Source organism: Catenibacterium sp. UBA627, from assembly GCF_002299355.1.
In the GTDB taxonomy this organism is placed as follows: Bacteria; Bacillota_I; Bacilli_A; order Erysipelotrichales; family Coprobacillaceae; genus Catenibacterium; species Catenibacterium mitsuoka.
This window is the reverse complement of the sequence record NZ_DBPF01000110.1, coordinates 13,708-27,420: the sequence shown is the minus strand read 5'-3', so window position 1 is coordinate 27,420 and position 13,713 is coordinate 13,708. Positions and strand designations below refer to the sequence as shown.

12 protein-coding genes and 1 other annotated feature are annotated in these 13,713 nt (G+C 35.3%); of the genes, 11 read left to right on the top strand and 1 reads right to left on the bottom strand.

What is annotated here, in order from left to right; all coding sequences use genetic code 11:
* Positions 1-128 precede the first annotated feature (128 nt).
* Positions 129-1,565 carry an HAD hydrolase-like protein gene (locus B2S90_RS07155; RefSeq protein ID WP_278860248.1) on the top strand — a complete coding sequence of 479 codons (1,437 nt, stop codon included), beginning with the start codon at positions 129-131 and terminating at the stop codon, positions 1,563-1,565.
* Between the two features lie 10 nt (positions 1,566-1,575).
* Here B2S90_RS07155 and B2S90_RS07150 read toward each other — a convergent pair whose 3' ends face one another.
* On the bottom strand, positions 1,576-2,109 hold the full coding sequence (locus B2S90_RS07150) for an NUDIX hydrolase (RefSeq protein WP_055233635.1): 534 nt from the start codon (positions 2,107-2,109) through the stop codon (positions 1,576-1,578).
* A gap of 75 nt (positions 2,110-2,184) precedes the next feature.
* On the opposite strand from B2S90_RS07150, the gene B2S90_RS07145 reads away from it, so the two are divergent.
* The 10 genes from B2S90_RS07145 to B2S90_RS07100 all read left to right on the top strand — a co-directional run bounded on the left by B2S90_RS07145 (position 2,185) and on the right by B2S90_RS07100 (position 13,696).
* Positions 2,185-3,153, top strand: a complete 969-nt coding sequence (locus tag B2S90_RS07145) for an RluA family pseudouridine synthase (RefSeq protein WP_279068348.1) — start codon at positions 2,185-2,187, stop codon at positions 3,151-3,153.
* Between the two features lie 48 nt (positions 3,154-3,201).
* Complete coding sequence (locus tag B2S90_RS07140; RefSeq protein ID WP_055233637.1) at positions 3,202-4,128, top strand: ROK family protein; 927 nt, start codon at positions 3,202-3,204, stop codon at positions 4,126-4,128.
* A gap of 61 nt (positions 4,129-4,189) precedes the next feature.
* Positions 4,190-5,320: a tRNA 2-thiouridine(34) synthase MnmA gene (mnmA, locus tag B2S90_RS07135; RefSeq protein WP_278780604.1), complete on the top strand. Its 1,131-nt coding sequence runs from the start codon at positions 4,190-4,192 to the stop codon at positions 5,318-5,320.
* A complete protein-coding gene (locus B2S90_RS07130) occupies positions 5,320-7,509 on the top strand; it encodes an ATP-dependent RecD-like DNA helicase (protein ID WP_286696785.1) in 2,190 nt (729 codons plus the stop codon). The genes mnmA and B2S90_RS07130 overlap by 1 nt, the downstream gene beginning before the upstream one ends.
* Before the next feature lie 146 nt (positions 7,510-7,655).
* Positions 7,656-8,627, top strand: coding sequence for a Na/Pi cotransporter family protein (locus B2S90_RS07125; protein ID WP_286696784.1), 972 nt, complete (start codon positions 7,656-7,658; stop codon positions 8,625-8,627).
* A gap of 42 nt (positions 8,628-8,669) precedes the next feature.
* Positions 8,670-8,864: a binding site (T-box leader), on the top strand.
* Positions 8,865-8,895: 31 nt separating this feature from the next.
* On the top strand, positions 8,896-11,502 hold the full coding sequence (gene alaS, locus B2S90_RS07120; RefSeq protein WP_286696783.1) for an alanine--tRNA ligase: 2,607 nt from the start codon (positions 8,896-8,898) through the stop codon (positions 11,500-11,502).
* Between the two features lie 58 nt (positions 11,503-11,560).
* Positions 11,561-11,818 (top strand): IreB family regulatory phosphoprotein, encoded by a 258-nt coding sequence (locus B2S90_RS07115; RefSeq protein WP_006506263.1) that lies wholly within the window; start codon positions 11,561-11,563, stop codon positions 11,816-11,818.
* On the top strand, positions 11,818-12,240 hold the full coding sequence (ruvX, locus tag B2S90_RS07110) for a Holliday junction resolvase RuvX (RefSeq protein WP_055233642.1): 423 nt from the start codon (positions 11,818-11,820) through the stop codon (positions 12,238-12,240). The genes B2S90_RS07115 and ruvX overlap by 1 nt, the downstream gene beginning before the upstream one ends.
* A gap of 3 nt (positions 12,241-12,243) precedes the next feature.
* Entirely contained in the window at positions 12,244-12,567 is a 324-nt protein-coding gene (locus tag B2S90_RS07105) for a DUF1292 domain-containing protein (RefSeq protein WP_006506261.1), read from the top strand.
* Between the two features lie 37 nt (positions 12,568-12,604).
* Positions 12,605-13,696 (top strand): lactonase family protein, encoded by a 1,092-nt coding sequence (locus B2S90_RS07100; protein ID WP_278860252.1) that lies wholly within the window; start codon positions 12,605-12,607, stop codon positions 13,694-13,696.
* Positions 13,697-13,713 lie beyond the last annotated feature (17 nt).

The window sequence follows — 13,713 nt, the reverse complement described above, 5'->3', positions numbered from 1 at the left end:
GAGCCCGTGCGGGGAGACCATTTGAAAATAAGGCAGAACTTCGGTTCTGCTTTTTTGTTTATAGGATAGCATATCATTTAGGAATTATGCTATAATGATGTTTAGATTAGGGAAAGGGGTATTATTTTATGAGAGAGGATACAGAATTAAAACTAGCAATCATAGAACTGGATGGATGTATATTTCCCCTAAACAGACTCCGTTATAATTTCTATAAGAATTTATGTAAGAAGAAAAACATTACTGTTACAGCGGATGAGTTTTATCATGCTTTAGGTAATATGTATACAATGTATGAAACACTTCCTCTTGCAGCAACACTTAATAGCAATAAGTTGAATTCTAGTGTTGAAAAAGATTTATATAATTATTTGAGTATGAAGGGCTTATCACCAAAAGATGGTGTGATTGAATTATTTGAATACTTTCATCAGAATAATATTCCAATTGCAGTTGTTTCTACACATAAGACAAAATCAGCTATTAATTATCTAGAACTTGGTTCTTTATATCGTAAGGTGGATTATGTTATTGGATGTGATACAGATATTACACCACTTCCATCAGAAGAACTTCTTGCATATATTGATAAAAGATTCCAGGTAACGCCTAAGGATACATTAGTCATTACTTCTATGAATGGTATTCTTCATTCAGCTAATAATATTGGTATGAATACCATCTATTTAAATGACCTGGTAGAAGCAGGAGATGATGAAATCAGCTGTTCTTATCAGGTAGCCAATACAATGTATGAAGCATTAAATGATATTCTTTTTGGCCGTTATGAAGATTACAAGATCTTTGAACCACTTCTTGGCATGGATAAAGAGATGTCTGTGGCTAAATTAAAGTCTTTATTTGCAAATTTACAGGAAGTTTATAAAGATGATCCTGATTTATTAAAAATCATTAAATCTACTTATATATCTAAGTTATCAGAACTTACAAGAGAACGTCCTCGTCGTTTTACTTTCAATGATGAAGATCTAGCAGAATTAGAAAAAGAGGAAGTTAAAGAACCTGTCGTAGAAGAAGAAAAAGAAGAACCAACTGCACTTTCACTTAATGCACAGGATACGGCTGCATTGAATGATGTGATTGCAAAGGTGATGGAAGCTGAAAATAACCCTCCAAAAGAAGAGGAAAAAGAAGAAATCAAAGAAGAACCAGTCGTAGAAGAACCAAAGAAAAAACCAGATCATCATATAATTAATACATTTATAAATATCAGTTATGTCTTATTACTTTCATTGATGATTTTATTACTTGGCTTGGTTGTTCATATTGCTTTAGGTAATATGATGGATCAGCCTGTTGTAAAGGTCTTACATACAATCAGTCTAGCCTATATTGGTGTTGCTGAAACAATCTTTAAGACAATCTTCAATGGTCTTCATTCTCTCACAAATGCAGTACCTGACTATTATACTTATATGAATAATAATCAGGTGATGACAGTTTCTGCATTAAAGATGATTCATTGTTATATATTGAATGTGGTTGTTGTGACAATCAGTGAAATTATTAAATACTATACACTAAAGAAAAAGAGCTCAAACTAGAGCTCTTTTACTATTTACAATGTTTTCTATTGTAAGCATACATAACTGCAATGACAGTTTTACCATCAATAATACGTCCATCAAAGATGGCTTTGTAGGCTTCATCAATTGGCATCTTAATAATATTTAAGAATTCATCAGCATCGCACTGTAAAGAATCTTCTACTTCCTTGAAGTCTTCTGCTTCATATATTCTGAGTATTTCACTTGAATAGCCAGGTGTAGGAAGCATCTTTAAGATAGGACGCATATTTTTAGCACGTCTATTTGTTTCTTCTTCAAATTCACGATAACAGGCCTTATCAGGATCTTCTCCTAATTCTAGCTTACCAGCAGGTATTTCTAATGTATCGCATCTATTTGGATAACGGAACTGCTTTACAAGAATAATTTCATCATCCTCTATCGCAAGTATACACACACCACCATGATGATACACACATTCACGTACGGCGGTATTACCGTCTTGTAATAATACGTGTTCCTTAGTCACCTTCATGATGGCTCCATCATAAATTGTTGTTGAATCTATTTGTTTTTCCATGATTGTCACCTCGACTTTTATTATACCATAATCTAAGAGGTGTATGCTATAATGAGGGGGAGTAAAGGAGACGTTATGAAAAAACTAGTAATCGATCAATATGATGATCATCAAAGAATAGATAAATATCTCAAGAAAGTGCTCGTCCAGGCACCTTCTTCACTTATATATAAAATGTTAAGGAAAAAAGATGTTAAAGTAAATGGCAAAAGAGTAAAGGAAAACTATATTCTCCATTCGGGAGATGAGGTGGAACTATTCTTATATGAAGATAAATTCAAGGAATACACAAAGCCTTTAACAATTTATGAGTTACCTATTACTTTTAAAGTTGTTTATGAAGATGCACATATTCTTATTGTAGATAAACCTGCCGGATTACTTGTTCATGAAGATATTAATGAATCAGTGAATACATTATCTAACCAGGTACTCACTTATTTATATCAGAAGGGTGAATATGATCCAGAAAAGAATATCAGCTTTACACCAGGTCCAGTGCATCGCTTAGACCGTAATACAAGTGGACTTGTGATTTTTGGTAAAGATATGCGCGCACTTCAGGATTTAAATACAATGATGAAAACAAGACAAGGCATTGAAAAGAAGTATCTTACTATTGGGATGGGACATATGAAGGATGCCACATTATCAGGATATGTCAAAAAGAATGAAGATGAAGGAAAGATGTATTTAGTAAAGAAAGATACACCGGGGGCTTTATCTATGAAAACAATAGTGCATGTCTTAAAAAGATGTTCTACATGCTCTTTAGTAGAAGTACAGCTCATCACTGGCCGTACACATCAGATTCGTATCCATTTAAGTGCGACAGGACATCCAGTTATGGGTGATAGTAAATATGGAGATTTTGAATGGAATAAGGAAGTAAAGAAGAAGTTTCATCTCAATCATCAGTTCCTCCATGCTTATCGATTAACTTTTGTGGATCCGATAGGCTCTATGAGTTACTTAAAAGGTAAAACGGTTACTTCACAATTACCGGAACAGTTAGAAAAGATACAAAAAGAACTTTTTTCATAGCGTGGAAGTGTAATATGTAATATAATGTTTCTTGGAGGTATATAGAATATGAAGTATTATATTGGAATTGATTTAGGTGGTACAAACGTAAGAACTTTACTTGTTGATGAAAATGGTAAGTCATATAGCGAAGTGAAGGATGCTACTGAAAGAGAAAAAGGACCAGATGCTGTTACTGCAAAAATCTGTCGTCAGATTGAAGCAATTGATTATACAGTATGTGGTGGTATTGAAAATGTAGAAGGTATTGGTATTGGTGTGCCAGGACCAGTTGATGTTGTAAAGGGTGTTATGATTATGGCAAGCAACCTTCCTGGTTTTGAAAATTACCCAATTGCTGAAAAGTTATCTACAAAATTCAATAAACCTGTATTCTTAGATAATGATGCAAACGTAGCTGGTCTTGCTGAAGCAGTATTAGGTGCTGGTAAGAATTATCCAACTTGTTATTATGTAACAGTTTCTACAGGTATTGGCGGAGCTTTCACAGTCAATAAACAGTTAGTCTCTGGTGGTAGAGGACACGCTGGTGAAATCGGTAATATCATCGTTAAGAATAATGGTTATAAGCAGGGGGCTTTAAATCCAGGTGCTGCAGAAGGAGAATGTTCTGGTACTGCAATCACTAGAAAGGGTCAGGAAGCTCTTGGAAAGGATTTAGTACATCATGCAGGTGATGTATTTAGATTAGCTGCTGAAGGTAATGAAACTGCTCAGGGTATTGCGGATGAATGTATTAGTGAACTTGCTACATTATTCGCAAATATCGCACATACAGTTGATCCACATTGCTTTGTAGTAGGTGGCGGTGTTATGAAGTCTAAGAAGTATTTCCTAGATCAGTTAACAAAAGAATTCAATCAGAAGATTCATGTAGGTATGAGAAATCATATTCCACTACTTGAAACAGAATTAGAAGACTGTGGTGCTATCGGTGCTGCAATGCTTCCAATGACAAGAATGAACGCAGAATAGTAGGAGGCTCTTTCAAGAGCCTTTTTTGTGTGGTAGAATACTAGACAAAGGGAGGTAGAACATGAAAAGAGTTGTACTTGGATTAAGTGGCGGTGTAGATAGTGCCGTTGCCGCTTATTTATTAAAGAAACAAGGTTATGAAGTAATCTGTGTATTTATGAGAAACTGGGATAGTTCATTAAATAATGATATTCTAGGTAACCCTACAAATAATGACGATGTATGTCCACAGGAAAAAGATTACCAGGATGCGCAGGCTGTTGCGACTCATCTTGGACTTGAGATTCGTAGAGTGGACTTTATTAAAGAATACTGGGATCAGGTCTTTACATATTTCCTAGAAGAGTATGCGAAAGGACGCACGCCTAATCCTGATATCTTATGTAATAAACATATAAAATTTAAAGCCTTTTTAGATTATGCTAAGTCTATTGATGCTGATTATATTGCAACAGGACATTATGCCCGTGTTGTTCATACTGAAGGAAAAGAATCTGTGATGCTTCGTGGTGTAGATAATAATAAGGATCAGACTTATTTCTTATGTCAATTGAATCAGAATCAGTTAAATAATTCACTGTTCCCAATTGGTGAACTTACTAAACCTGAAGTAAGACGAATTGCGGAAGAACTTGATCTCCCTGTAGCCCATAAGAAGGACTCTACAGGAATCTGCTTCATTGGTGAAAGAGACTTTAGAGAATTCTTAAAGAACTATATTCCTGCTAAATCAGGCAAGATGGTGGATATTGTATCTAAGAAGGTTATTGGTGATCATCAGGGTATTATGTACTATACAATTGGACAGAGAAAAGGCTTAGGTATTGGTGGCAATGGTGAGCCTTGGTTTGTCGTGGGAAAAGATTATGATAAGAATATTTTATATATTGCTCAGGGAGATAGTAATAAATGGTTATTGTCTCATGGCGCATTGATTACTGATGTGAACTGGGTATCTGAAACAAAGCCAGAGGGTGAATATAATTGTACGGCTAAGTTTAGATATCGCCAGAAAGATAATGATGTATCTTTACACTTTATTGATGAAACAACACTTTATGTTACATTTAAGAAACCAATCAAGGCGGTCACTCCAGGTCAGGCAGCTGTCTTCTATGATGGAGATGTATGTTTAGGTGGAGGTACGATTGATAAAGTCTATAAAGACGGCAAGGAGATTGATTATCTATAATGGAAGAATATGAAGGCATTATAAGTAAGGTTATTTTCTATAATCCAGAAAATAAATATATAGTTGCAGTTTTTGAGACAGATGATGAAGAAATCACTATTACAGGAAATATGTCCTATGTCAATAATGATGATCGTTATCGTATTAAAGGGAACTATGTGACACATCCACGTTATGGAAAACAATTCAAGGTGTCTTCTTATGAGATAATTCTAGCGGATGATCGAGGTGAGATTATCCGCTATCTTTCTTCACCGCTCTTTAAGGGAGTGGGTAAGAAGATGGCTGAAAGAATTGTAGATGCTTTAGGTGAAAAAGCTCTAACAACTATAAAGGAGAATCCAGAGTGTTTAAATGGGATTCCTCATATGAGTGAGACCATTAAAAATAATATTGTTGGTATACTCACGAGTCAGGATTATGATCAGCAGGTATTATCTTTCTTTATGGGCAATGGAATTTCTACGCGTAATCTGACTTTAATACAGAATTATTATAAAGAGAAGACACTTGATGTATTACAGAATGATCCTTATCGTCTTATTGATGATATAGAAGGTATTGGTTTTAAAAGTGTTGATGAACTCGCGATGAAAACCGGTGTAGAGCCACTTGATGAAAAACGTATTCAAGCAGGTATTCTGGCTTCTTTAATGGATTTATGTTTTCAGACAGGAAGTACCTATAGTGATTATGAATCCTTTTATCATAATTTCAGACATATGCTACCTGAATGTCCTGATGAATTATTTGAGAAGAATCTAGATGATATTACAGGTACAAAAGTAATTCAGGAAGAAGAACGTTATTACCCAGGTGATTTATATGAGAGTGAGAAGATGATTGCTGAAAAGTTTGAACGTTATCTGAATCAATCGGCTCATCCTATTGAAGAGTCTTTAATTGATGAAAAAATTAAAAGAACAGAAAAATCACAGGGTATTACATATGATGAAATACAGAAGAATGCGATTAAGAAGTTCTTAGAAGAATCTACGCTTATTTTGACAGGTGGTCCAGGTACAGGTAAAACAACCATCGTACAGGCTATTTTAAAGGTTTATCGTTCATTATATCCTGATGAAAAGATTGGTTTAGTAGCACCTACAGGACGTGCGGCTAAACGACTATCAGAATTGACTAAACTAGAAGCATCCACTATTCATCGCTTATTAAAATGGGATATATCTACTAATACATTCTCTATGAATGCAGATCATCCTTTAGATATAGATCTCCTTGTTATTGATGAGTTCTCTATGGTAGATACTCTCTTATTTTCTAAATTACTAGATGCCTGTGGTCATGTTCATAAGATTCTGCTGATTGGTGATGACCAGCAGCTGCCATCTGTATCACCAGGTAATGTCTTAAAGGATATGTTATTAAGTGGTATTCCTCATATCTGCTTACAGACTATTTATCGTCAAGAAGAAGGCAGTGGCATTGTGGCATTATCCCATGATATTAGAAACGATCAATATGATTCACATGTCTTTGATGATTATCGTGATATTCATTTTACTGTCTGTCCTAATAAGGATGTCGCTCATTGTGTACAGATTATTGTGAAAAAGGCAGTAGAAGAAGGTTATGATGCATCCGATGTACAGGTACTTGCTCCTATGTATCGTGGTGTTGCAGGTATAGATGCTTTAAATGAATCATTACAGGCTATTTTTAATCCACCCACAAGTGATAAAGCTGAAATCAAAGTGGGTGGTAAGATCTTTAGGGAAGGAGATAAGCTTCTTCAATTAAGAAATCGTCCAGATGATGATGTCTATAATGGAGATGTAGGTATTCTAGTAGAAATAGAAAGTAAGGAAGACACAGGGTTACCTTATGACAGCTTGACAGTGGACTTTGATGGTCAGTTTGTCAATTATCGTACCAGTGAATTCAATATGTTAAGGCATGCTTATTGCATGTCCGTTCATAAATCTCAGGGTAATGAATTTAAGATTGTTATTATGTCAGTGCTGCCAGAATATAGCATCATGATGAAGAAGAACTTATTATATACAGGTATCACAAGAGCTAAGCAGTCTTTGTTTATCTTAGGGGATCATGGCGTCTTTATTCGTGGCCTACATAACAATCAGGACGAACAAAGACGCACAACATTACTCAAACGCTTTCAGGAGAGACAGAATACTTCTACTTTTTCGATATCTGACTTCGAATAATCAAGTAAATAGTTCGTTAAAAACATTAAATTTAAGTTATTTTTGTAAAGTACTTTACATAAACTTAAGATTATTTTAACATTTAGTTAACGACATTTACGTGGAGACACGTTATAATGGAGTGGTAAAAGAAGGAAAACGAGATTATGAAAATAACTAACTGGCTTGATTTATTAGGTGGGCTGGCACTCTTTTTATATGGAATGCAGGTTTTGAGTGATTCCTTAGAAGATGCTGCAGGTGACCGCTTAAAAACTATCTTAGAAAAATTAACAAATACAAAATTTAAAGGTGTTCTTGTTGGAATCGGTGTAACAGCTGCTGTACAGAGTTCTTCTGCAGTGACTGTTATGTTGATTGGTTTCATGAATGCTAGCTTGATGACATTAAACAGATGTATCTGGGTTGTAATGGGTTCTAATATCGGTACAACTATTACAGCACAGATGATTGCAATTAATGTAGGTGTTGTTGCACCGGTCTTTGCAGTTGTGGGTGTCTTCTTGTGCTTGTTCTTTAAGAGTCGTAAGGTAAGAGGCATTGGTTCAGTCATGACTGGATTTGGTATCCTGTTCATGGGTCTGAATATGATGAGCGGGGCCGTTGTGCCACTTCAGAAGGAACCGGTCTTTATTAAATTAATGACAACTCTTTCTAATCCAATACTTGCAGTATTATTTGCAGCTGCCTTTACTGCTTTGATTCAGTCTTCTGGTGCAGCAGTAGGTATTCTTTCTGCGCTTGCAACTAAGGGCTTAGTTCCATTTAGTACAGCAGCATTCATGGTATGTGGATTAAACATCGGTACTTGTATTACTGCCGTTCTTGCATCAGTGACTGGATGTAGAAATTCTAAGCGTATTGCGACATTCCATGTTTTATTTAACTTGGTAGGTACAATCTTCTTCTTGATTATATGTTCTGCCACACCATTATTATCATGGATTGCTGAATTCTCTGGAACTCCAGCTCATCAGGTGGCAAACTTCCATACAGTATTCAATATTATAACTACAGTAATCATGCTACCATTTGATGCGGTGTTTATGAAACTTATCTACAAGTTATTACCAATCAAGGGTGAAATGCTTGCAGAAGGTTCTTTAATCGAAGAATAGAGATAAGGCTTGCGCCTTATCTTTTTTTTATGTATAATAGGTGCATAATCGTTGAGAAAGATAAGTACTTCATAGAGGTCTTAAGAGAGAGAACGGGTGGTGCAAGTTCTTGGGTGTATGAAGGAAGGCTCCTTTCGAGAGTGATGTAAACATCAACGTATGACTGCGTTAAAGTCATAAAGGGCATAGATAGTATCTATGAATAAGGATGGTACCGCGATTTAAGTCGTTCCTTTTAAGGAATGGCTTTTTTATTTAGGAGGATATTATGAAAAAGTTAACAGGTAATCAGACTCGTGCATTATTCCTTGAATATTTCAAGAAACAGGGACATATGGTTGAACCAAGCGCTTCATTGATTCCACATGATGACCCAACATTATTATGGATCAATGCAGGGGTAGCAGCATTAAAGAAATACTTTGATGGTACAGAAAAACCAGCATGTAATCGTATCACAAATGCACAGAAATCTATTCGTACAAACGATATTGAAAACGTAGGGAAGACAGCACGTCATCATACATTCTTTGAAATGTTAGGTAACTTCTCTATTGGTGATTATTTTAAAACAGAAGCAATTCATTTTGCATGGGAATTTTTAACAGGGGAAGAATGGCTTGCTTTTGATAAAGATAAATTGTACATCACTGTTTATACAGATGATGAAGATGCATACAATGTATGGACTAAAGAATGTGGTGTAGATCCATCACATATCTTAAAGACTGCAGATAACTTCTGGGAAATCGGTGCAGGACCTGGTGGACCAGATAGTGAAATCTTCTATGACCGTGGAGAAAAATATGACCCAGATCATATCGGCGAAAAATTATTCTTTGAAGAAATGGAAAATGATCGTTATGTAGAAATCTGGAATATCGTATTCTCTCAGTTTGATTGCGATCCTACAATTGATCGTAAAGATTATAAAGAATTACCACATAAGAATATTGATACTGGTATGGGTCTTGAAAGAATTACTTCAATCATCCAGGAAGGTGAAACAAACTTTGATACAGACTTATTCTTACCTATCATTCATGCAACAGAAGAATTAGCTGATGTAAAGTATGCAGAAGATAAGATGGCTTATAGAGTTATTGCCGATCATATCCGTACTGTAACATTCGCATTAAGTGATGGTGCTATGTTTGACCGTGCAGGACGTGGTTATGTATTAAGAAGAATTTTAAGAAGAGCTGTTCGTTACGGTAAGAACATTGGTATCGATAAGCCTTTCTTATATACTTTAGTGGATGTTGTAGTAGATAACATGAAAGAATTCTATGATTATCTTCCAGAAAAAGCAGAATTTGTTAAGGAAGCTATTAAGAAAGAAGAAGTGGCATTCCATAAGACATTATCTCAGGGTGAAAAGAAGATCAAGGATGTTATTGCACACTCTGATAATAAGATGATTGATGGTTCTACTGCCTTCATGTTATATGATACATATGGTTTCCCACTAGAATTAACTATTGAAATCGCAGAAGAATCTGGATTCACTGTTGATAGCGAAGGGTTCCAGGTAGAAATGAAAGCACAGCAGGATCGTGCTCGTGCAGCACGTGGTGAAAGAGAATCAATGGCTTCTCAGAAGATTGATTTAATGGATTTCACTACTCCTTCTACTTTCGTTTATGACACAGCACCTTGTAAGACTACAGTTATAGGTTTATTCAAGGATGGAGAAAAGGTCGATGAACTGACTGATGAAGGTGAAATCATCGTTGAAACAACTAACTTCTATGCTGAAATGGGTGGTCAGTGTGCCGATACAGGTTCTGCTCATTCAGATCAGTTTGATGCAGAAGTCATTAATGTATTAAAGGCTCCTAATGGTCAGCATTTACATTATATTAAGTTAACGAGTGGCAGTGTACATGTAGGTGATACTGTAGAATTAACAGTGGATACAGCACGTCGTGCATTAATTGAAAATAACCATACTGCAACACATTTACTAGATGCTGCATTAAAGAATGTCTTAGGTTCACATGTTGGACAGGCTGGTTCATACTTAGATGAAAACAGATTACGTTTTGACTTCACTCATCCATCAAAGATGACTAAAGAAGAATTAACAGCTGTAGAAGATATGGTTAATGAATATATCTTCAAGGGTGTTGATGTTGATGTTAAAGAAATGCCTAAGGAAGAAGCCATCAATGCAGGGGCAACAGCTTTATTTGATGAAAAATATGGTGATGTTGTAAGAGTTGTACGTGTAGGTGACTTCTCAGTAGAATTATGTGGTGGTACACATGTTTCTAATACTGCAAAGATTGGTTTATTCAAGATTGAAATGGAAACTTCAGTTGGTTCTGGTGTAAGAAGAATTGAAGCAGTCACTAATGTGAGAGCTTATAAAGCATTAAGAAAATCTGAAGAAACTTTAGAAGAAGTAGGTACTGTACTTAAGGCAAATGATTTCAATAAGATCGTAGAAAAAGCTGAAAGCACAATGACTACTCTTAATATAATGAAAAAAGAAATCGAAACATTAACAAGTAAGTTGAATGCATTAGAAGCAAAGAACCAGGCATCTCAGGTTGAAGAAGTCAATGGTGTGAAGTTCCTTTATACTCATGTAGAAAAAGATAATGCAGCTGCTAAACAGATGGCGTTTGATTTTAGAGACCAGTTAGGTAGTGGTATTGTCGTAGTGACAAGCACTTTTGAAGGAAAGAATTCATATTTTGTAGGTATTACTAAGGATCTTACAAATACATATAAAGCAGGTGTATTAGTTAAGGCTATGAATGAAGTACTTGATGGTCGTGGCGGAGGAAAACCAGATTTTGCTCAGGGTGGTGCACCTACATTAGATAAGATTGATGAAGCAATCACTGCCTTAAAATCTAAATTGTAAAAAAATTGAATTTTATCTTCGTTTATACTAAAATATAACTTGTATAGGGGGGTTCATTATGGCACAAGATTATACACAGACAAGAGTATTTAACTCAGAAGATCTCAAGCGAGAAGTAATTAGAAATAATTTGATGACAGTTGCTGAGGCTTTAGAAGAAAGAGGATATAATGCAGTTCACCAGATTGCTGGTTATCTGATCTCTAATGATCCTGCTTATATTTCAAGTCATAAGAGTGCAAGATCTATTATTCAGCAGGCTGATCGTGATGAAATTATTGAAGAACTTGTAAAGTTCTATTTGGAGTCTAAATAGTGGAAAAGATTTTAGGACTAGATTTAGGTTCACGTACTTGCGGTATTGCGGTAAGTGATACATTAGGAATGCTTGCACATGGTGTAGAAACTTATCATTTTAGCGAAAACGCTTATAAGAAATGTGCTTATCATATCAAGAATATCGTAGAAGAGAATAATATTCATACAATTGTTTTAGGATTACCTAAGCATATGAATGGTGATCTTGGTGAACGTGCACAGATTTCTATTGATTTTAAAGAACGTTTAGAGAAGATGATGGATGTTGAAGTTATTCTTGAAGATGAAAGATTGACTACTGTTATTGCGACAAATAATCTGATTTTTGGTGATGTTTCTAGAAAGAAACGTAAACAGGTTGTTGACAAGATGGCAGCAGTTGAAATTCTTCAGGGCTATCTTGATAAGATAAGGAGATAAGCAATGGACGACAATAAAATTGTGATTACTGATAATAACGGGGAAGAAAACGTATTTGAAATTCTTTTCACTTATGAGGATGAAGAGAATGGAAATAAATATGTCATGTACTATAGTGAAGACGATGATGAGCAGATTTTTGCATCTCGTTATGATGACGATAATCATCTATACGATATCGAAGATCCAGCTGAATGGGAGCGTCTAGAAGAAGTTCTAGAAGACTTCAATATGCATGATGAAGAAGAAACAGATGATAAATGTGATGGCTGCGTATGCGAGGATGGGGACTGCGTCACAGATTGTTCTGAATGTGATAAGAACTAGGTAACAACCGTTACCTAGTTTTAGTAAGGAGATAATTATGGGACTTTTTAGTAAAACAAAAACAGTAGATATTTTCTTTGTAGGTAGTGAAGGAACAGACCTTGATCGTGGTATTTATGCATTCTATTTTAATGTAGACAACGGAGAAATCATTAAGAAATCTTTCGTTAAGTCTCTTGCCAACCCTCTCGCAATGAATAAAAATGGACGTTTTATGTACTTGACTTATCGTAATGGAACAGGACGTGCTCAGGATGGTGGTATCTGGCAGTATGCCTGCATGGAAGTTCAGCTAGGACTTGCAGCTAGAGTAGGAAATGAAGGACGTACTTATATTCAGACTCTCTTAAATAAAAATTCTAGTTATGCCTATGCAATTGATTATTATAATGGCGAAGTTGTCACTGTGCCTATTAAGACTTCTAAGATCATTAGAGTATCAAAGACAGTGAAATTAGATGGTCATAGTATTGATCCAGTAAAACAGACTGAATCTCATCCAACATTCATGACGTTCACTCCAGATAATACAAAACTTGTTGTCACTGATTTAGGTGGCGATGAAGTAATCTTCTTTACTGAAGGTGAAAAAGGTGAATTAATCAAAGATGAAGAATTATCATTCAAACTTACTCCTGGAAGTGGGCCATTGAAGCTTGTTTATTCTAAGAATCGTAAATTCGCATATATCTTGAATTCAATTTCAAGTACAATTGCTTGTTATAGTGTAAAGCATAACAAGTTTACTTTAATTGATGAAGTGATGACTTATTCTAAAGATGAATATGATGGTGTGAATACACCTATGGATATGGTTATTACTGAAAATGGACATTTCATCTTTGTAATTAATAAAGGTGATGATACACTTGTTGCCTTTGAAAGAGACGCAGAAACAGGGAAACTTACAAGAGTGGATTGTATGGAAACAGATGAAGGACCTAAATCTTTACTCTTATTTAGAGATAAGTACTTACTTGTTGCATGTAAACAGGGTGGATCACTTGAAAGCTTTGAAATCAAAGAAGATGAAAAGCGTGCTGTTTTATATGAAACACATCATCAATTCACAATCCATGCTCCAGTATGTATGGAAAAAGGAGCGGAAAACTTGCGTGTAGTAAAATGAGGCATTTTCATGCCTTA

Bases quoted from the DNA above. Each gene is read 5' to 3' on its own strand.
- B2S90_RS07155 (WP_278860248.1), top strand. From the start codon at position 129: ATGAGAGAGGATACAGAATTAAAACTAGCAATCATAGAACTGGATGGA.
- B2S90_RS07150 (WP_055233635.1), bottom strand. From the start codon at position 2,109: ATGGAAAAACAAATAGATTCAACAACAATTTATGATGGAGCCATCATG.
- B2S90_RS07145 (WP_279068348.1), top strand. From the start codon at position 2,185: ATGAAAAAACTAGTAATCGATCAATATGATGATCATCAAAGAATAGAT.
- B2S90_RS07140 (WP_055233637.1), top strand. From the start codon at position 3,202: ATGAAGTATTATATTGGAATTGATTTAGGTGGTACAAACGTAAGAACT.
- mnmA (WP_278780604.1), top strand. From the start codon at position 4,190: ATGAAAAGAGTTGTACTTGGATTAAGTGGCGGTGTAGATAGTGCCGTT.
- B2S90_RS07130 (WP_286696785.1), top strand. From the start codon at position 5,320: ATGGAAGAATATGAAGGCATTATAAGTAAGGTTATTTTCTATAATCCA.
- B2S90_RS07125 (WP_286696784.1), top strand. From the start codon at position 7,656: ATGAAAATAACTAACTGGCTTGATTTATTAGGTGGGCTGGCACTCTTT.
- alaS (WP_286696783.1), top strand. From the start codon at position 8,896: ATGAAAAAGTTAACAGGTAATCAGACTCGTGCATTATTCCTTGAATAT.
- B2S90_RS07115 (WP_006506263.1), top strand. From the start codon at position 11,561: ATGGCACAAGATTATACACAGACAAGAGTATTTAACTCAGAAGATCTC.
- B2S90_RS07105 (WP_006506261.1), top strand. From the start codon at position 12,244: ATGGACGACAATAAAATTGTGATTACTGATAATAACGGGGAAGAAAAC.
- B2S90_RS07100 (WP_278860252.1), top strand. From the start codon at position 12,605: ATGGGACTTTTTAGTAAAACAAAAACAGTAGATATTTTCTTTGTAGGT.